Annotated in this window: 17 protein-coding genes and 1 pseudogene; 11 read left to right on the top strand and 7 right to left on the bottom strand. The window is 51.0% G+C overall.

The annotated features are described in order from the left end of the window. Nucleotide 1 precedes the first annotated feature (1 nt). From EJN92_RS02900 to EJN92_RS21400, 4 genes are all read left to right on the top strand, one after another. On the top strand, nt 2-613 hold the full coding sequence (locus tag EJN92_RS02900; RefSeq protein WP_126126449.1) for a ParA family protein: 612 nt from the start codon (nt 2-4) through the stop codon (nt 611-613). Nucleotides 614-930: 317 nt separating this feature from the next. Beyond that, nucleotides 931-1,527 carry a lysophospholipid acyltransferase family protein gene (locus EJN92_RS02895; protein WP_126126448.1) on the top strand — a complete coding sequence of 199 codons (597 nt, stop codon included), beginning with the start codon at nt 931-933 and terminating at the stop codon, nt 1,525-1,527. A 335-nt stretch (nt 1,528-1,862) separates the two neighbouring features. Then, a complete protein-coding gene (locus tag EJN92_RS02890) occupies nt 1,863-2,486 on the top strand; it encodes a flagellar basal body-associated FliL family protein (protein WP_126126447.1) in 624 nt (207 codons plus the stop codon). Between the two features lie 108 nt (nt 2,487-2,594). Then, nucleotides 2,595-2,747, top strand: a complete 153-nt coding sequence (locus EJN92_RS21400; RefSeq protein ID WP_157984302.1) for a hypothetical protein — start codon at nt 2,595-2,597, stop codon at nt 2,745-2,747. 20 nt (nt 2,748-2,767) lie between these two features. Here the strand turns inward: EJN92_RS21400 and EJN92_RS02885 are convergent. From EJN92_RS02885 to zwf, 6 genes and pseudogenes are all read right to left on the bottom strand, one after another. Next, nucleotides 2,768-3,478 (bottom strand): annotated as a pseudogene (locus EJN92_RS02885) (HDOD domain-containing protein); the annotation flags it as partial. 51 nt (nt 3,479-3,529) lie between these two features. Beyond that, nucleotides 3,530-5,067 (bottom strand): IS3 family transposase gene (locus EJN92_RS02880; protein ID WP_407701518.1). Its coding sequence is split into 2 segments (ribosomal slippage): nt 3,530-4,593 and nt 4,593-5,067, totalling 1,539 coding nucleotides; the frame shifts between segments, so codons are not numbered across the junction. Continuing rightward, nucleotides 5,064-5,258 (bottom strand): hypothetical protein, encoded by a 195-nt coding sequence (locus tag EJN92_RS02875; protein ID WP_126126445.1) that lies wholly within the window; start codon nt 5,256-5,258, stop codon nt 5,064-5,066. The genes EJN92_RS02880 and EJN92_RS02875 overlap by 4 nt, the downstream gene beginning before the upstream one ends. A gap of 175 nt (nt 5,259-5,433) precedes the next feature. After that, nucleotides 5,434-6,336, bottom strand: coding sequence for an SIS domain-containing protein (locus EJN92_RS02870; protein WP_126126444.1), 903 nt, complete (start codon nt 6,334-6,336; stop codon nt 5,434-5,436). Between the two features lie 97 nt (nt 6,337-6,433). After that, complete coding sequence (gene pgl, locus EJN92_RS02865; protein ID WP_126126443.1) at nt 6,434-7,114, bottom strand: 6-phosphogluconolactonase; 681 nt, start codon at nt 7,112-7,114, stop codon at nt 6,434-6,436. Nucleotides 7,115-7,120: 6 nt separating this feature from the next. After that, nucleotides 7,121-8,581 carry a glucose-6-phosphate dehydrogenase gene (zwf, locus tag EJN92_RS02860; protein WP_126126442.1) on the bottom strand — a complete coding sequence of 487 codons (1,461 nt, stop codon included), beginning with the start codon at nt 8,579-8,581 and terminating at the stop codon, nt 7,121-7,123. A 203-nt stretch (nt 8,582-8,784) separates the two neighbouring features. Between zwf and edd the strand changes: the two genes are divergently transcribed. The 7 genes from edd to EJN92_RS02825 all read left to right on the top strand — a co-directional run bounded on the left by edd (nt 8,785) and on the right by EJN92_RS02825 (nt 17,636). Then, entirely contained in the window at nt 8,785-10,629 is a 1,845-nt protein-coding gene (gene edd, locus EJN92_RS02855) for a phosphogluconate dehydratase (RefSeq protein WP_194074959.1), read from the top strand. A gap of 94 nt (nt 10,630-10,723) precedes the next feature. Then, a complete protein-coding gene (gene eda, locus EJN92_RS02850; RefSeq protein ID WP_126126441.1) occupies nt 10,724-11,362 on the top strand; it encodes a bifunctional 4-hydroxy-2-oxoglutarate aldolase/2-dehydro-3-deoxy-phosphogluconate aldolase in 639 nt (212 codons plus the stop codon). 159 nt (nt 11,363-11,521) lie between these two features. After that, on the top strand, nt 11,522-13,162 hold the full coding sequence (pgi, locus tag EJN92_RS02845) for a glucose-6-phosphate isomerase (protein ID WP_407701548.1): 1,641 nt from the start codon (nt 11,522-11,524) through the stop codon (nt 13,160-13,162). Between the two features lie 148 nt (nt 13,163-13,310). Continuing rightward, nucleotides 13,311-16,091, top strand: coding sequence for a phosphoenolpyruvate carboxylase (gene ppc, locus EJN92_RS02840; RefSeq protein WP_126126439.1), 2,781 nt, complete (start codon nt 13,311-13,313; stop codon nt 16,089-16,091). A gap of 127 nt (nt 16,092-16,218) precedes the next feature. Then, nucleotides 16,219-16,755, top strand: a complete 537-nt coding sequence (gene mobB / locus EJN92_RS02835) for a molybdopterin-guanine dinucleotide biosynthesis protein B (RefSeq protein ID WP_126126438.1) — start codon at nt 16,219-16,221, stop codon at nt 16,753-16,755. Between the two features lie 65 nt (nt 16,756-16,820). Next, complete coding sequence (locus tag EJN92_RS02830; RefSeq protein WP_126126437.1) at nt 16,821-17,021, top strand: YjfB family protein; 201 nt, start codon at nt 16,821-16,823, stop codon at nt 17,019-17,021. A gap of 189 nt (nt 17,022-17,210) precedes the next feature. Next, entirely contained in the window at nt 17,211-17,636 is a 426-nt protein-coding gene (locus EJN92_RS02825) for a hemerythrin domain-containing protein (protein ID WP_126129736.1), read from the top strand. Nucleotides 17,637-17,646: 10 nt separating this feature from the next. Here EJN92_RS02825 and EJN92_RS02820 read toward each other — a convergent pair whose 3' ends face one another. Further along, complete coding sequence (locus tag EJN92_RS02820) at nt 17,647-17,865, bottom strand: RNA-binding S4 domain-containing protein (protein WP_126126436.1); 219 nt, start codon at nt 17,863-17,865, stop codon at nt 17,647-17,649. Nucleotides 17,866-18,076: the final 211 nt, after the last annotated feature.

Below are 18,076 nucleotides of genomic sequence, written 5' to 3'. Positions count from 1 at the left end.
CATGCCGGTGATCGTCATTGCAAACCCCAAGGGTGGCGTTGGTAAGAGTACTTTTTCTACTAATCTTGCTGGTTATTTCGCTGCGCAAGGGCATCATGTGATGCTGGGAGACGCCGATGTGCAGCAATCCTCACATGCCTGGTTGGCGATACGCCCGGCAAATTTGCCTGCGATTCAGGCCTGGGAGATGACGGACGGGCATATCGCCAAGCCGCCTAAGGGAACCACTCACATCGTGCTTGATACACCGGCTGGTCTCAAAGGCAGTAAGCTCGATGCCGTGTTGAAGCTGGCGGATAAGGTAATCGTTCCGCTACAGCCTTCGATTTTTGATATTCTGGCAACCGACGAGTTTCTTAAAAAACTCGCCAAGCGGGAAGGTAACTTTGAAGTCGGGGTCTTGGGGATGCGGGTCAATGCCCGTAGTCGTGCCGCCGAACAATTAGAGCTGTATGTCAAGCAACTCGGTTTGCCGGTTCTTGGCTATCTGCGCGATACACAAAATTATATTCAACTGGCTGCCCACGGTGCTACTCTGTGGGATGTTGCCCCTTCAAGAGTAGAAAAAGACCTGGCGCAATGGCAAGCAATCTTGCAGTGGATAGAAAAATAGTCCAGCGTAGTCAGTTTGTGTACTTCAAAAAAATTGACGCGATATGGTCGATTTTGTTTTATTCGATAGCAATTCGATTATAGATAGCAAAAAATAGCGAAATATCTTAAGGCTGAGGCGATATTTTCTCCTCATAGTGAGGCTGCATCACTATAATGCCGTGACATTTGTGGCTCCATATTTTCTTTTATTATCATAGTACTTACGCAAAACCGCCCCAGCGTCCTTGTATCCGCCTTGCCGTACTAAAGTACTGTCTTCGGCGGCACGCCTAGCTGGAACAATTTTGCGAAAGTCCTATATCAATTGCTTACGGTATGCACTATACAATTTTTGACACCCCGATTATTAACACTCTGATGCGCTGGTTTTCTGTCTGCGTTTTACGTCTGTGTGGCTGGAAAGTCGAGGGCCAAAAACCATCCGAGCTGAAATATGTATTGATCGCCGCACCTCACACCAGTAACTGGGATTTTCCTTACACCATGATGATTTGTTTCGCATTACGTCTGGATGTGTATTGGATGGGTAAGGCCAGTTTGTTCCCACCGTTTTTCGGTGCCTTCTCGCGCTGGATGGGTGGCATTGCGGTTGACCGTTCGCGTGCTGGTAACTTGGTCGAGGGTACGGTGAATGCGTTCAATGATAATCAAAAATTGACCGTCATCGTGCCGCCCGAAGGCACCAGAAATAAGGTGACGCACTGGAAAACCGGCTTTTATTACATCGCACATGGTGCTGGCGTACCGATTGCCTTAGGTTATCTCGACTTCAAACGTAAGGCCGGTGGCATCGGTAAAGTATTTCATACTACTGGCGATATAGAAAAAGACATGAAAGTCATACAGGAATTTTATGCCGGCATTTCAGGTAAAAATCCTAAGCAATTCAATCTAGATAATACCCAGACCTAGTTTTTCCGAGCTTGTAACGCGGTATTGCGCTGAACTCTCAGATTAATACCGCATACTGTTTGCGATCTCCCTCTCTTCCCCAAATTCGGCTTCCAGCTGACTTAAAACTCAGCGAGACGGTATTTTCCTGCGCTTAAAATACTCGGATAAATACTTTCTATTGTCATAAAATGGAAATTGCCAGGGCATATAATTTTCAAGCAGCTTGTTCACATCGCTTGCCAGCCTCGTTTGTGAACTTGCTAGAGCATGCAAGTTTTCTTCATTGCTATGGCTAGATGTGCAGTAAAATCTTTATTTTGTTTCCGTGTGGATATATTTTACTAGGATAAGTAATGTCAAAACCCTCGTCAAAAGGAGACTTACTCACATCAAAACTCGATTTCGAGAATATCGATGGTGCGTCGCCAGCAAAAAAAGCAGATTTTACGACACAGCAGAGCGCTGCTAAAGAGGTCCCTGATCCCCCGCTCGAGAAAAAAAAATCGATCGCAGCAGCCCAGTCTTTTACCAAAACGGACGCTAAATTGAAAAACACAAAACCCGTGGTTGCGGTAAAGAAAGATAGGCTAACCCAGACTATTGCAGGCTTAGTGCTGTTAGGCTTGCTGATCGTGTCAGGCTTGATTTATATGTACAAGGATAGTACTCGCAATGTGAGTGGGCTTAACTACGTGACTCTCCCGCAAATTATCGTCAATATGGATGGAAACGTCGCCAGGTTACGGGTTTCGGTACAGATAGATATGGAAGATGCTGACTGGTTGAAACAGCATAAAAAAGAGTTGGAGAATAGTTTTCAGAGGACTATCGCTGCAATGAATCCGGACGATCTACGTTCCGCTAAAGGTATCGCTGAGACGCAATTGGCATTGAAGCAGCAGCTCAATGAAGATGCGCGTTCGGAAAAAATTCAGGCAGTGTTGATCACCGAATTATTGGTGCAAGGTAAAGAATAGAATGCGTTCATGTTTTGCAGCTCGGAGATAAAATTTTTATTTGTTAGCGTCAACAAAAATAAAAACTAACCGTTAAGCAAATAGAGGATGTCATTAAGAGGCGCAATCATGGAACACTATTCTCAGCCAGCTAAACATCAGGATCAAGAGTTGCCGCACTCTCAGCAAGAGCAATCGACCACGCCACTTAACACCAAGGAGGCGCGCCGCCAACTTGGATGGGATTTGGTGGCGGCGCAAAGGCAATGGCGGGGACGTTAGTGCAATTCAGGGCAGATTTTTTACAAATCTTCCCGGCTAATTTGCGCTAATTCTGCCGCTGTTTCTTGCATTAACTCTTGTAGCACTGTCTGATCCAGATCCAAACTCTCCCACGACTGCCCCGATACTTCTGTCACCTGGCTATCCGGCGTACTGCTGACGCCGATGGCATGGGCGATACCGTCCGCGACATGGATGACGGTTGCCAAGAATCCCAAGCCAGGCGTTTCCGGCTGATGGTGACCCGCAATCGCATTTTTCATGACTTCAGAAAAATTCCATAGGTTTGCCAGACTCATGCCTACCGCAGCATGATCTATCCCCAAGACCTGACGCTCGGCATCGAATTGGCTGATTTGATGTTGATGCCGGTAAGCGATGCAAGCTTCGTACTGGCGCGGATATTGGGTGACTAACACCAAGGCTCCTAAGTCGTGCAAGAGGCCAGCGGTATAGGCGGTATCGACATTGAGATTGAGTCGTTTGGCTAACAGCTTGGCGGCAATCGCTACTGCGATCGAATGCCGCCAGAACGCCTTATGATCAAAACCTTTGCAATTGTTTTCAGGGAAGCAGCCGCTTAAGGCTGCCATCATGATGATTTTTTTGACGTTCGCCAAGCCCATCAAGCAAATTGCCTGCTGGATCGTGGTGACCTTGATCATGGTGGTGTAATACGCAGAATTGGCATAGCGCAAGGTACTCGCGGTCAGCGCCAGATCGCCACTGACTTTTTGCGCTAACGGTGTGTGTCAAGCTAGTTGTCGCTTTAATGTTTAAAATTAAGCTGCTTTCATATAATCTTTCTCTTGCATCTGAGCTCGTTCAGGATTCAAGTAGACAGTACTGCCTAATGTCCAATCTCTCGTTTCTCCAGACCAGCGTCGAGGATTTTTTTTACGGGCTAGTTGATAGACCTGTGCACGCTGCTGAAGTAACACACTTGCTTGCCCACGATGGCGCTGATCTGGAGTGACGTATTTCAAGCCGCTATGGCAATGTTCTTCGTTATACCATTTGACGAATTCATGTACCCAGAGACGCGCTTCTTCCAAGGTGTCGAATGGCCGTTCTGGCCACTGCGGGCAATACTTCGCAGTACGAAATAATGCTTCGGCGTAGGCGTTATCGTTGCTGACACGTGGTCGGCTAAAAGACGGAACCACACCAAGATCGTACATGGCGGAGAGCATGTTCGCCCCTTTCATAGCCGTGCCATTGTCGGAATGCAGCACCAGTGGTTTGCCGGCTATTTGTTCACGCAAACAACCGCGCCACAACAAGTGACTGGCATGTTCTGACGATTCGTTTTCATGCACTTCATTGACCACCAGCTTACGGCTGTAGATGTCTTTCATCATGTACCAATAAAAGAATCTGCCCTTGACCGTGCTTGGTAGCCAGGTGATATCCCAGCACCACACTTGGTTAGGTCCATCTGCTTGATGCGTTGTCAATGGCCGTTTCTGCGGGCTCTTACTTCGCCCCCTTCGCTGTCCTTGATTAGCTGCTTTCATGACGCGGTAAAATGTCGATTCCGATGCCAGATAAATTCCTTTGTCGGCCAACTTGGGAACAATCTGATGCGGCGTCATGCTGGCGTATTCGGCGCAGTTAGCTGCTGCCAACAATGCCTCACGTTCTGCTTGATTGAGCTTATTTGCAGGACACTGATGCATGGTATCAGGCCGCCGATCTTGTGGTGAATGCCGCCACCGCTGTAGGGTGCGCACACTCAACCCCAGCATGTCGCAAGCAAGGTCTTGGCGCGCGCCAGCGGCAACCGCTTCATTAATCAATGTCAGGGCTTCAAGGCGATCTGGGGCTTTGATCATTCGTCCTTTTCCCTCCCCCAGATCGCCTCGGCTTTTTTTCTTAAAACAAGCAGCGCCGCCGACTCTGCCAACTCAGCATCTTTCTTTTTTAAGGCGCGTTCCAGTTCGCCAATGCGTTTTGTCTGTGAGGCATCTGGTTTAGTCTGCACCAATTGTCCATTGGCCTGCTCGCAGGCTAAACGCCATTGCGTCACTTGTTCTGGATAGACGCCTTTGGTTCTGCAATACGCCGATAGCTCTACTTCACTTAGTGCTGCAGCCTCTAGCACGATGCGAAATTTGTCCGTGCTGGACCAGCGATCACTTTGTTTACCATCTCCAGGCACAATTCTTCCTTCCTCACGCGCCACGTTCTGCCAAACACGTAGCGTCACTGTAGTAATTCCCGTGGCCTTTGCTAATTCCACCACTGCTCGGTTTAACGGGGGCATCATTTGTTGAACAGCCCATTCCCTTTGTTCTGCTGTATATCGAATACGTTTCATCTTACCCTGACTTCCGCCCTCCATCTTTTTATCATATTAAGTGAGGCGACATCTATCCTGACATGGAGGGCTAACAACGAAATATCGACGTCCTCATTGTCTACATCGTTGAGTAGTTCCATCACGATGGCCGGCAGGCTGGGCAGATCTTTGACGTTTTGTGCGACTTCTTGTAGGCTGATGGCATTCATCCGGTGAACTCCTGTACTTGGTTGGGTGTAAGGAAACTGGAAGAGACAGCTTGACAGAAGTTGCGACGCAATTGGGTAGAAAATTGAAGGATTGAGTGTTTTGATGGACTAACCCTGCAGTGCGGCAGGGTTAGTCACAACATAGCCGCCTGGCGTGCTGATGAATCGAAGAAGTTTACTCTAGTTTAGAGTCAATTTTTTTCTCACTAATGCTGTTTTTGGCACGCTCTAACATGTCAATAGCGGCTGGACCACGCAGCAAAGTAACGGCAACCGCCAGCGCATCGATATAGGTCAGATGCGCCAGACGCGAGGTCATAGGCGTGTAAATATCCGGATCTTCTTCTACGTCTACGCTCAGGTGTACATCGGCCAAGTCGGCCAAGGGCCCACCACTGGCGCACAATACCAAAATTTTAGCTCCGGCATTTTTTGCCAGTTGTACGCTGCGTATCAGGTCGCGGGTACGGCCGGTGCGCGAGAACGCGACTACCAGGCAATCGCTGTTGAGTAAAGATGCCGATTGTGCCTGCAAATGGCCATCGCAAAACACCGTGGTGGGTATGCCAAAGCGGAAGAATTTTAACTGTGCGTCGACCGCCAAAGCGCCCGAATAACCCAGCCCGTAACACTCTATGCGACGGGCGCGTGCCAGTAAATTTACGGCTGCTTCGAAGCTGGTAGGGTTGGCTGAATTGCGTGCCTCCATCAGCGCTGCGATCGTGCGATCGAACACCTTGGGCAGGACATCTCTGACGTGATCTGCTTGATTCACGTCCAGATGCAGGTAGGGGATACCGGTCGCCAGGCTTTTGGCGAACGCCATCTTAAAGGTTTTAAAGCCATCAAAACCCATGGATTGCGAAAACCGTGCGACCGTCGGTTCGCTGACATCGCAGGCTTGCGCCAATACCCGTATCGACATTTCCAATGCATTGTGTGGCTTTTGCAGTAAAAATTCAGCAACCTGACGCTCTGCCCGGCTCAGTGCCGTACTGGCCGTACGTATCCGTGCCAGTAAGCCTTTTTCGGAAGGCGTTACTTTGGGCGGTGAGTTTGCGGGGAGAGCGTTAAGCATGGTTCTTGGGCATTTAAGCGGTAAGGGGGGGCGTCTAAAAACTCTGCAGGTCAGTGATTTAAACTAGTGTTTAAAATAGCCAATAAATAAGCATTTATCAGGGACACCAAAAGACCTCTATGGTACAGCCTGCTTGGGCGATTAAAGTAGAAATCGGCAAACTAAGGCTGGCGGCGCGTTCTAATAATTGTCGTTTTTCTGCACCGCTAATCACTAGCCAGATTTTTTTGGTGTTTAACAGGCGCGGCAGCGACAGAGAGATGCGGCTCTGGCGCGTTTGCGGATGTAGCGCAGCCAGACAGGCCAGATGATCATGCTGAGTCGGTGCGCCCGGGAATAGTGAGGCGATATGGCCGTCAGTACCCATGCCCAGCAAGACCGCATTAAAACTGTGCGGTATTTGTTGATGCAGACGCTCGCTAATTGCTTCTACCGCTACTTCCGGTGTGCGTGCCGCATTTTTCAATGAGACTAGTTGCCATTGCTTACCATAGGAGAGCGGCATACATTGCTTGAATAAACCCTCATTACTTTGCGCATCGCTGTCGGCCACCCAGCGCTCATCGGTGGCGACCAGATGTAGATTGCAAATGTCGCGCGCGGCCAGCATCGCGTCTAGTTTGCGATACACAGGCGCAGGCGTGGAGCCGCCTGCAAGGGCAAAATGGGCTGGAAGCCGCGCCGCTGTTGCGCCATCTATTTCTGATATCCACTCTGCCAGCAGTGCATCGCTCAGTGCAGAGAAGTCTGCGTAAGAATTAAATTTAATCGTGCTCATGCTTGCTTAACCTTCCACATACTCTTCGCCCCAGGCGGCGCCATGTTGCGCCAGCAGGTAGCTAGACGCGGCCGGCCCCCAACTGCCAGCGATGTAGGATTTCAAACCTTCGCTGTCATTGCTCCAGGCACTCATGATAGGGTCTATCCAGGCCCAGGCGGCACTGAGTTCATCGTCACGTACAAACAAGGTCAGGTCGCCATGCATGGCATCTAATAACAGACGCTCATAAGATTCGACCCGGCGTAAATTTGAGGCTTCGGCGAAATCGAGATTGAGTGCCACATCCGACAGCCGTATCCCTTCGCCCGGTTCTTTCGCCTTCATGAAGAGCTGTACGCTTTCTTCCGGTTGCAGCGAGATCACCAGACGATTCGAGCGCAAAGGTCCTTGTGCTTTTCCAAAGATGGAATACGGTATCGGCTTAAAATTAATCGTGATCTCGGCACAGCGGCTCGCCATACGTTTGCCGGTACGCAGATAAAACGGTACGCCAGCCCAACGCCAGTTGTCGATCTCGGCGCGGATCGCGACGAAAGTCTCGTTGCGTGAGGCGGTCGGTACACCAGGTTCAGCCTGATATCCAATGACAGGTTTGCCATCAACAGCGCCGGCGCGATATTGGCCGCGCACGGTTTTTTTACTCACTTCTTCCGGTGTGAATTTATGCAGGGCGCGCAATACTTTAACTTTTTCATCGCGGATCGCATCTGGGTTGGCGTTCACCGGCGGCTCCATGGCGACGATAGAAACCAGTTGCAATAAATGGTTTTGCACCATGTCGCGCAGCGCGCCAGTGCGATCGTAAAAATCGCCGCGTGACTCTACCCCGACTTGCTCAGAAATCGAAATCTGTACGTCTTGTATCCACTTACGATTCCAGAGTGGCTCTAAAAACGAATTGGCAAAGCGTAGCGCCAACAAGTTTTGCACCATCTCTTTACCCAGATAGTGATCGATACGGTAAATCTGATTTTCATTCAGATAAGTGCGCAGCGATTGATTAATCTCTTTGGCCGACTGGGCATCGCGCCCCAGAGGTTTTTCTACCACCACGCGGGCATTGCCTTCGACCAGGCCGTGTTTAGACAGTTGCTCAACCACCGGGATAAAGATATCCGGACCAGTGGCGAGGTAAAACAGCGTAGGGTCGGTTTCTGAGGTGTGTATGCGTTGTTTGAGCTGCTCAAAATCGCCGGCTTCATGTGCATTGATTTTGGAATAAGTCGTCAGAGCCAGAAAGGCTGCCATTTTTTCGGCGCTGTGATCAGCGTCTTCGCTGGCGTAGGCCTCGATACTGGCGGCCACCCGCACGCGAAACTCTTCATCCGTGAGGGCTTCACGCGCGGCACCGATGAAACTAAAACTGGCAGCTAGCCGACCATTGACATACGCGCTATACAAAGCAGGGATGATTTTGCGCTTGGCAAGATCGCCAGTGCCGCCAAACAATACAAATGTGGTCATGCTGACTCCGGTTTGTTCTGGTTCTGAAAAAGTGTGTCTGAATTATGGCATATTTCAAACAGAAATGTAGTTTCGTTACGAGTTATTTGTTTGTTTTTGACGTAATTTCCACTTTTAAGCTTATTTCTGAAAGTTTGTTACAGAAAATCTGAAATTATGCTAATCTTTCAGCATCTGAATCAAGTCTAAAGCGAGCCCCATCTATGAGCACACAGCCTAGCGTTAATCCTCCACTGCATCCAGTATTGCAGCGCGTGACACAACGTATTATTGAACGCAGTAAGACGTTGCGCAGTGAGTACCTGGCGCGTCTGGAACAAATGCGTGGCCGCGGTCCGCGTCGAGCCAGCCTGTCTTGCGCGAATCAGGCGCATGCCAATGCCGCGGCTGACTCCAAGGCTAAAATTTGGCTCAATCAGGCGCAAAAACCGAATATCGGCATCGTTACTTCATATAACGATATGCTATCGGCGCATCAGCCTTATGCCACTTATCCGGATCAAATTAAGCAAACAGCGCTGCGCTTTAATGCCACCGCGCAGGTGGCGGGCGGTGTACCAGCCATGTGCGATGGTGTCACTCAAGGGCGTCCTGGGATGGAGTTGTCGCTGTTTTCACGCGACGTGATTGCCCAGGCGACTGCAATCGCGCTTTCGCACGATGCTTTCGATGCCACCTTATGCCTGGGGATTTGCGACAAGATCGTGCCTGGCCTGTTGATAGGCGCTTTGGCATTTGGTCACTTGCCAACTATTTTTGTGCCGGCCGGACCTATGGGCTCGGGCTTGTCGAATAAAGAAAAAGCCGCGGTACGTGAACGCTATGCCCAAGGCAAGGCGACTAAAGATGAATTACTGGCAGCCGAAAGTGCGGCCTATCACAGCGCTGGCACCTGTACTTTTTACGGCACCGCCAATAGTAATCAGATGTTGTTAGAAGCGATGGGCTTACATATGCCGGGCGCCGCTTTCGTTCATCCTGCCGATCCTTTACGTGCTGCCTTGACCGATACCGCGGTAGAGCGCGTGTTGCAGTTGACCGAACAGAGTGGCAACTACCGTCCTATCGGCCAACTGGTCGATGAAAAATGTATCGTTAATGCCGTCATCGCTTTGTTGGCCACTGGTGGCTCGACTAATCACACCATTCATTGGATTGCGGTAGCGCGCGCTGCCGGTATTTTGATCGATTGGGCCGATTTCGATGAGCTCTCCTCGATTATCCCTCTCTTGACTCGCGTGTATCCAAATGGCACTGCCGATGTGAATGCCTTTGAAGATGCTGGCGGCCCCACTTTTGTGATCCGCGAATTACTCTCGGCCGGTTTGATGCACGCCGATGTGATGACGGTGTTTGGCGACCAGGGCTTGAACTCACACACCACCAAGCCGGTGTTGGAGGGCGAAAAAGTCAGATGGCAAGCGCTGCCAGCGCTGTCTACCGATACCAGCGTGGTACGTAATGTCAATGATCCGTTTGCGACTACTGGTGGTTTGCGTCTGCTGCAAGGTAATTTGGGGCGCGCCATCGTCAAAGCGTCTGCCGTGCCGGAAGAGGCGTGGATAGTACGCGCGCCGGCCAAAGTGTTTGATTCTCAAGACGCGCTGGTGAATGCCTACAAGGCCGGGCAATTGAATATGGATTTCGTGGCCGTGGTGATTTTCCAGGGCCCGCAAGCCAATGGCATGCCCGAACTGCATCACTTTACGCCGGTATTGGGTAGCCTGATGTCGGCTGGCTATAAAGTTGCGCTGGTGACCGATGGGCGTATGTCGGGTGCCTCTGGCAAAATCCCGGCGGCACTGCATGTCAGTCCAGAAGTGGCACAAGGCGGGCCACTGGGCAAGGTGCAGGAAGGCGACCTGATCGAGCTCAATGTCCACACCGGTGAATTACGCGCCTTGGTGGCTGAGGATGAGTGGAATAGTCGTGCTGTGCGTACTTTGAGTAGCGACTCTTCGCATGGCTATGGACGTGATTTGTTCGTGGCACAAAGACGGGTCGTAACGGCGCCAGAAAAAGGTGCATCGACTTTGTTTATTGATTGATTGATTGATTGATTGATTGATTGATTGATTGATTTACCAATTAATTATTGAGTTAAGTAAGCTGGCCTACCCTAATTTTAGATAAGAGAACAACATGAATCCTAGCAAACGGAGCATCATTGCCCAACTGGCCCAACTGCGCGTCTTGCCTATCTTGGTGACTGATGATGTAGAGCAGGCGATACGCTGCGTGACAACGCTGGCCGAGCATGGCTTGCCGGCGGTAGAGATTACTCTGCGTACCCCTAACGCCATGAACGTCTTGCGTGAAGTGGTCAAGGCCTGCCCGGGTGTGACGGTGGGCGCAGGCACTATCTTGACGCCTGCACAGTTGGATGCAGTCAAAGAAACTGGCGCGGCTTTCGGGATTAGTCCTGGTATCACACCCGTGTTGGCAAAAGCGGCCGCTGAGTCTGGCTTACCGTATTTTCCTGGCGTCGGTGGTGCTAGCGATTTAATGCTGGCGCTGGAGCATGGTTTTGATGTGGTTAAGTTGTTTCCGTCTGACATAGTGGGCGGCATCAAGATGGCCAAAGCCCTGGGCGGGCCATTTCCCGATGTGCGTTTTTGCCTGACCGGTGGCGTCACCGTAGAAGCCATGCCGCAACTGCTGCAGCAATCCAATGTGCTGTGTGTAGGCGGTTCATGGATGTGTCCAGCTAGCTTGATCGCAGCTAAGGACTGGGCTGCGATAGGCGCGCTGGCAGCTCAGGCAGCGGCTGCAGCAAAATAAGATACTAGGGGAGGGTATGACTAAGTCAGGTCAGTTTGCGCAATAGATACGTGCGCAATCGCCCTGCGATACGCGATACTCCCCCTAAGACTCATAGTAGCTAGCGCATTTTCAGGTAATTCTCCAGTTAATTTATTTAAGCATAAAGACATCATGGCAATTTCTGTTTCCCGTACTCCTTTATGGTGCCTGTTGCAGCAGCGCGCCAACAATATGCCAAGTCTGAAGGACTTGTTTCAAGCCGATCCGCAACGCTTTACGCATTTTTCGGCATCCGCTTGTGGCATGTTGCTCGATTACTCGAAACAAAGAATTGATACCACCGCCAAGCTCAATTTGCTGGCGCTGGCCAGACAGCAAGAAGTTGAGTCGCGCCGTGATGCCATGTTGCGTGGCGAAGCCATTAATCACACCGAAAATCGCGCAGTTTTGCATACCGTGTTGCGCCTGCCGCGAGGTGAAACGTTTAATTTGAATGGCGAAAACATCGCCGCCGATGTGCATAAAGTCTTGGCGCAGATGCGCAGCTTTAGCGATGCGGTGCGCGAAGGGCGCTGGCTGGGTTACACCGGCAAGTCTATCCGCACTATCGTTAATATCGGTATCGGTGGCTCTGATCTGGGCCCGCAAATGGCGTGCATCGCCTTAGCACCCTGGTCGCAAAAAAATCTGTCTCTGCACTTCGTCTCGAATGTCGATGGTCGCCACGTGGCCGATGCGCTGGCCAATGCCGATCCTGAGACCACCTTGTTTGTGGTGGCATCGAAAACCTTTGTCACCATGGAGACGCTGACCAACGCGCGCACCGCACGCGAGTGGATGCTGGCGCATGGCTGCCCGGCCGAACAGATCCGTCAGCATTTTGTGGCACTCAGTACCAACGTAGAAGCCGCGGCCGAATTTGGTATCGCACCGGAAAACGTGTTCCCGTTCTGGAATTGGGCTGGCGGACGTTACTCGATGTGGAGCGCGATCGGTCTCTCGATTGCCCTGTATGTGGGCATGGATAAATTCGAAGAAATGCTGGCCGGTGCGCACGAGATGGATCTGCATTTCGCGCAAGCGCCGCTGGAGCAAAATCTGCCAGTGTTGATGGCCTTGATCGGGGTCTGGAATATCAACTTCCTCGGCCTGCAAGCTCTGTCGATTGCGCCTTACCACCAACGCATGACACGGGTGCCGGCTTATCTGCAACAGCTGGAAATGGAAAGTAACGGCAAGTCCGTCACACGGGAAGGTCAGCGCGTCGATTACACCACCTCGCCTATCTTGTTTGGCGAGGCCGGTACTAATGGTCAGCATGCTTACTTTCAGTTACTGCATCAGGGCGCGACGATTATCCCTACCGATTTTATTGTGGTGGCCGAAGACGATGCTGGTCTGCCTGGGCACAACAAGGCCTTGCTGGCCAATTGCTTCGCCCAGTCAAAAGCCATGGCCTTGGGCAAGAGCATGCAAGAAGTGCGTGCCGAACTGGGTGATTTACCGGAAAAAATGCTGGCGCCACGCGTGTTTGAAGGCAATCGTCCAACCTCGACCCTGCTACTCGATTCCCTGACGCCACGTTCGCTCGGTGCCATGATCGCTCTGTACGAGCATAAAGTATTTGTGCAATCGGTGATCTGGGACATCAATGCTTTCGATCAGTGGGGCGTAGAACTGGGTAAATCGCTGGCGCAGCAATTGATCAGTCTTGATCCGGATGCGGTCAAGGAGGATTACGATAGTTCTACCCGTGGCTTGCTGCAGGCGATACGACGTCGCGATAAAACAACGCAGATCAACAAACAATTACAGTGACAAGCCCATGTAAGCAAGCCGTCAAACTGTTCGCTTAGTCTGGCCGATGAATACGCTGGAATTACAAAATGCTGCAACGCAATAGGTTTCATCGCCCGGACAAAATTTTTCATCTCATGTTTTTTTCAGTACCGTAAACTTCTCAAGTATGAATACTCCATTCCCGACTAAAGTTGATCTCTCTGAAGACGACAAAGACCATAGCCTGCGCGAAGATATTCGCCGTCTCGGCCGCATCTTGGGCGACACCGTGCGCAATCAGCATGGCGACGAAATTTTTGAATTAATCGAAACGGTACGCCAAAATTCGATACGCTTTCGGCGCGATGCCGATCCGGCTGCGCGCAGCGAGCTGGAAAGCACGCTCGACAGCCTGACCAATGACCAGACCACTCAGGTGATACGGGCCTTCAGTTATTTTTCGCATCTGGTGAATCTGGCCGAAGATCAGCATCATGTGCGCCGTACCCGTGCCCATCTGATCGCTGGTTCCGCTACCCGTCGTGGTAGCCTGGCGCACACCATAGAGGCGCTGTATGAGAATGGCCACAGCACCGCGCAATTACTAGAATTTTTCCAAACTGCCGAAGTGAGTCCAGTCCTGACCGCGCACCCTACCGAAGTGCAGCGTAAGAGCATACTCAATTGCCAGATGGCGATTACCCGTCTGCTGGACGAGCGCGATCGTATGCAGTTGACCCCGGAAGAGTCTAGTGCCAATGAAGAGGCGGTAGGGCGCGCCGTGCTGACTTTATGGCAGACCCGCATGTTGCGCACCTCGAAACTCTCGGTGCTCGATGAGGTGGAAAACGGTCTGAGTTTTTACGATTACACCTTCTTGCGCGAACTGCCGCAGTTGTACGCAGGTCTGGAAGATTTATTGGCCAGCAAAGATGCAGCGCATAAGACTGTGGAATTGCCTAGCTTCATGAAGATGGGTAGCTGGATAGGCGGCGACCGTGACGGTAATCCTTTTGTTACCGCTGAAGTGCTGGAAAAAACCCTGGCGATGCAAGCAACGCGCGCGCTCAAATTTTATCTCGATGAGTTGCATACTCTGGGTTCGCAATTGTCTATGGCTAGTTTGCTGGTGCAGGTCTCACCAGAATTACAGGCATTGGCGGAGCGCTCCCCCGATCATTCGCCGCACCGCTCGGATGAGCCGTATCGCCTGGCGATTAGCGGCATGTATGCGCGACTGGCAGCCACCTATAGCCAATTATTGGGTCTGGTACCGGCGATTCCGGCCAGTGGTCTGGCGCAAGCTTACGTCAATGCCGAACAACTGGCGGCCGATCTTGACACTGTCCATCAATCGCTGATGGCAAATGGGTCAGCAGCTTTGGCGCGTGGTCGTTTGCGCCATTTGCGACGTGCGGTGAGCGTGTTTGGCTTTTATCTGGCACCGCTGGATCTGCGTCAGAATTCGGATGTGCATGAGCGTGTGGTGGCTGAACTCTTACAAGCAGCAAACCCCGAGATGCGTTATCTGGAGCTCGATGAAGAAGGGCGGATTGCCGTCCTGATCGCTGAAATCAGTTCATCGCGTCCACTGGCTTCGCCGTATCTGAGCTATTCCGAAGAAACCCAGTCTGAGCTGGCGATTTATCGCGCCGCCTGTACCGCCAAGCAGCGTTATGGCATGGGCGCAGTACCTAACTGCATCATCTCCAAAACCGATGGCGTCTCCGACATGCTGGAGCTGGCTTTATTGCTGAAAGAATCGGGTTTGTTGCATCCGGATCAGGCACGGCTCGACGTCAACATCATTCCATTGTTTGAGACTATCGGCGATTTGCAAAATAGCGCCCCGTCTATGGATCGCTTGTTCGCTATCCCCGCCTATGCACGCCTGCTGGCCAGTCGCGGTATGGCACAAGAAGTCATGCTGGGCTATTCAGACAGTAATAAAGATGGCGGTTTCCTGACCTCGGGTTGGGAGCTATTTAAAGCTGAACTCGATTTGGTCAAAGTATTTGAAAAACATCAGCTACGTTTGCGTCTGTTTCATGGCCGTGGTGGTTCTGTCGGTCGTGGCGGCGGACCAAGTTTTCAGGCTATCCTGGCGCAACCGGCCGGTGCGGTGCAGGGACAAATTCGCCTGACCGAACAGGGCGAAGTGATTACCGCCAAATACGGTAATCCGGAAGTGGGTCGGCGCAATTTGGAAGTGTTGGCGGCCGCCACCATGGAGGCGAGTTTGCTCTCGCACACTGAAGCTGCACCAAGGCCAGAGTTTTTGTCGGCGATGGAAGAATTGTCCGATCACGCCTTCCGCGCTTATCGCCATCTGGTCTATGAGACCGAAGGTTTTGAACAGTATTTCTGGGAATCGACCGTAATTTCAGAAATCGCAGGTCTGAATATCGGCAGCCGCCCTGCCTCACGCAAAAAATCCACCGCGATCGAAGATCTGCGCGCAATTCCCTGGGTATTTAGCTGGTCGCAATGCCGCCTGATGTTGCCGGGTTGGTTTGGTTTTGGTACTGCAGTGCAAAGCTATCTGAAGGCACATCCGGAGACTGGCTTGCAGAATTTGCAGTCTATGTTTAAGGAATGGTCGTTCTTTTCTACGGTTTTGTCGAACATGGAAATGGTCTTGGCCAAGAGCGATATCGGGATCGCCAGCCGCTATGCGCAACTGGTCAAGGATCAGGCCTTGCGCGACAGCATTTTTCCTAGATTGCAGGCCGAACATGCGGCCACGATCGAAGTGTTGAAGCTTATTTCCGGCCAGGACGAATTATTGGCGGCTAACCCATTGCTAAAACGCTCGATCAGTAACCGTTTCCCTTACTTGTCGCCACTTAATCACGTGCAGGTGGAGTTGCTGGAGCGCTATCGTCAGGGCGATCCGGATGAGCGAGTACGGCGTGGTATCCATTTATCTATCAATGGGATCGCGGCAGGCTTAAGAAATAGCGGTTAAGCGCCAGCCGGGTTTCGCACTCCTACTATACTCATAGGGGTATTGTGAGAGTGCGCAATCAGGATGTGCGCAATTGGGGTGGTTTTTAGTTATACTCCCCTGATTACCTGCTTTTTGATGATTAAATATGGAACTCGGAACACAATTGCTAGGCGTAGTGGGATGGTCCGGCAGCGGTAAGACCACCTTGCTCGAATATCTGGTCTCGCACTTAGCGGCACAAGGCAAGCGGGTGAACGTGCTCAAGCATAGTCATCACGATATTATTCTCGAGCCAGCACACAAAGACAGCGCTAGACTCAGACGCGCTGGCGCGGCAGAAATTTTATTGGCCTCGCCGTATCGTTACGCGCTGGTGCATGAGTTGCGCGATGCTCCCGAGCCAACTTTGTCCGAATTATTATGCCGTCTGGCACCCTCCGATCTAATCCTGGTGGAAGGTTTTAAGTGGGAGCCTATCGCCAAACTTGAGATTCATAGACCCTCCATTGGTAAGCCTGCCATCTACCGCGAAGATAAGCATATCGTCGCGGTCGCCTCCGATGTGGCGGCGCCAGAAGACTTGCCAGCGGGCGTGATTTGGCTAGACTTGAATCAGCCCGCAATGGTGTTGGAATGGCTAAACCATGCCATGCAAAACGATTTATTTGCGATTCGTGCTTAAAAAACCTAAAGTATGCAAGCGCGCCTGCCGTTACCCTTAGTAGTTAGAGGATAAGGGGAATTGTCATGGACGTTAACGGTATTGCAAATGTAGCATCAACCCTGGCCGATGTCGGTACTAGCCAAGCTGTGAGTCTGGCGGTCCTGAAAAAGGCCATCGATTTTGGCACCGAGAGCGCCACAGCTCTGATAGAGGCGATCCCGCCGGCACCGACTACACCAAATTTACCTGCGCATCTTGGGCAAAATATTAATACTTCTGCCTGAATCGCCCGCACTGTATTTGTTAAATACCTATCATCCAAAATAGCGCTGCTAAGTCAGCGCTATTTTTTTGTCTACAAAACTAAGGCTGAGTCCATGCACCGTTAGTAAATTCTGAGCTTGCGCAAACTTTGCCAGGCACATTAGTGGATAATTCGTCTTAGTAAATAATTTGCAAAAAAAAGGAAAATGATGACAACAGCTGCGTGGGGATGGTCGGATCGACTGGTCTCGAAATTTGAACCTATGGATGAAACCCATCAGGAATTTGTCAGTTTATGTGCCGCGCTAGCGCTGGCTGATGACGAGAGTTTTTTGCAAAGTTTAGATGCCTTGATCGTACATACCGAACAGCATTTTGAACAAGAAAACCTCTGGATGCGCGAACACAGCTTCCCGCCTTTAGGCTGCCATCAAAAAGAGCATGACGCGGTACTCGAATTGATGCAGGAAGTGCGCCGCAGCGTCGCCGCGGGTGATACCGAACTAGGCGCACGCTTAGCTGAGGAATTACCACACTGGTTCGAGCACCATGTCGATAGCATGGACAATATGCTCGCGCGCTTCATGCTAAACCTTAGCGATGAAGTTGCTCCCTCGCTGACGCAATCGGCTTAATTGCATCTAATCAGGCGGCTTTGACCTTGATCGCGACGTCGCCTAGTGTCACCAATTGACCATGGCGAATCTTGGCGGTCTTGCGCAGTTCTAGTTTACCATCGACCTTGACGACGCCCTTGGCGACCAGCATCTTGCCGGCACCACCGCTATCGCACAAACCCGCCAATTTCAATAGTTGGTTCAGTTCTACGTATTCACCGTCTAGGGTAAAAGAAACTTGTTGCATAAATGGTCCGTTTTTGGGTTGAAGTTCTTGGGGCGAAGAGCATACACCATTTAGGCTTTTTATAGCGTAGACAATTCCATGTTAAAGTTCTAAGGCTTATATTTTAAGAAATTTTATTTGGCTTGCCGAAATTTTTTAAAAATAGGTGTAAGGTATTTTCGCTTTGATCGACTATTCTCTGTAGTCGCAATGATAGACCCGCTTAAGGGAT

It is taken from the genome of Undibacterium parvum (assembly GCF_003955735.1).
Lineage (GTDB): Bacteria > Pseudomonadota > Gammaproteobacteria > Burkholderiales > Burkholderiaceae_D > Undibacterium > Undibacterium parvum.
This window is presented reverse-complemented; position numbering and strand designations above follow the sequence as displayed.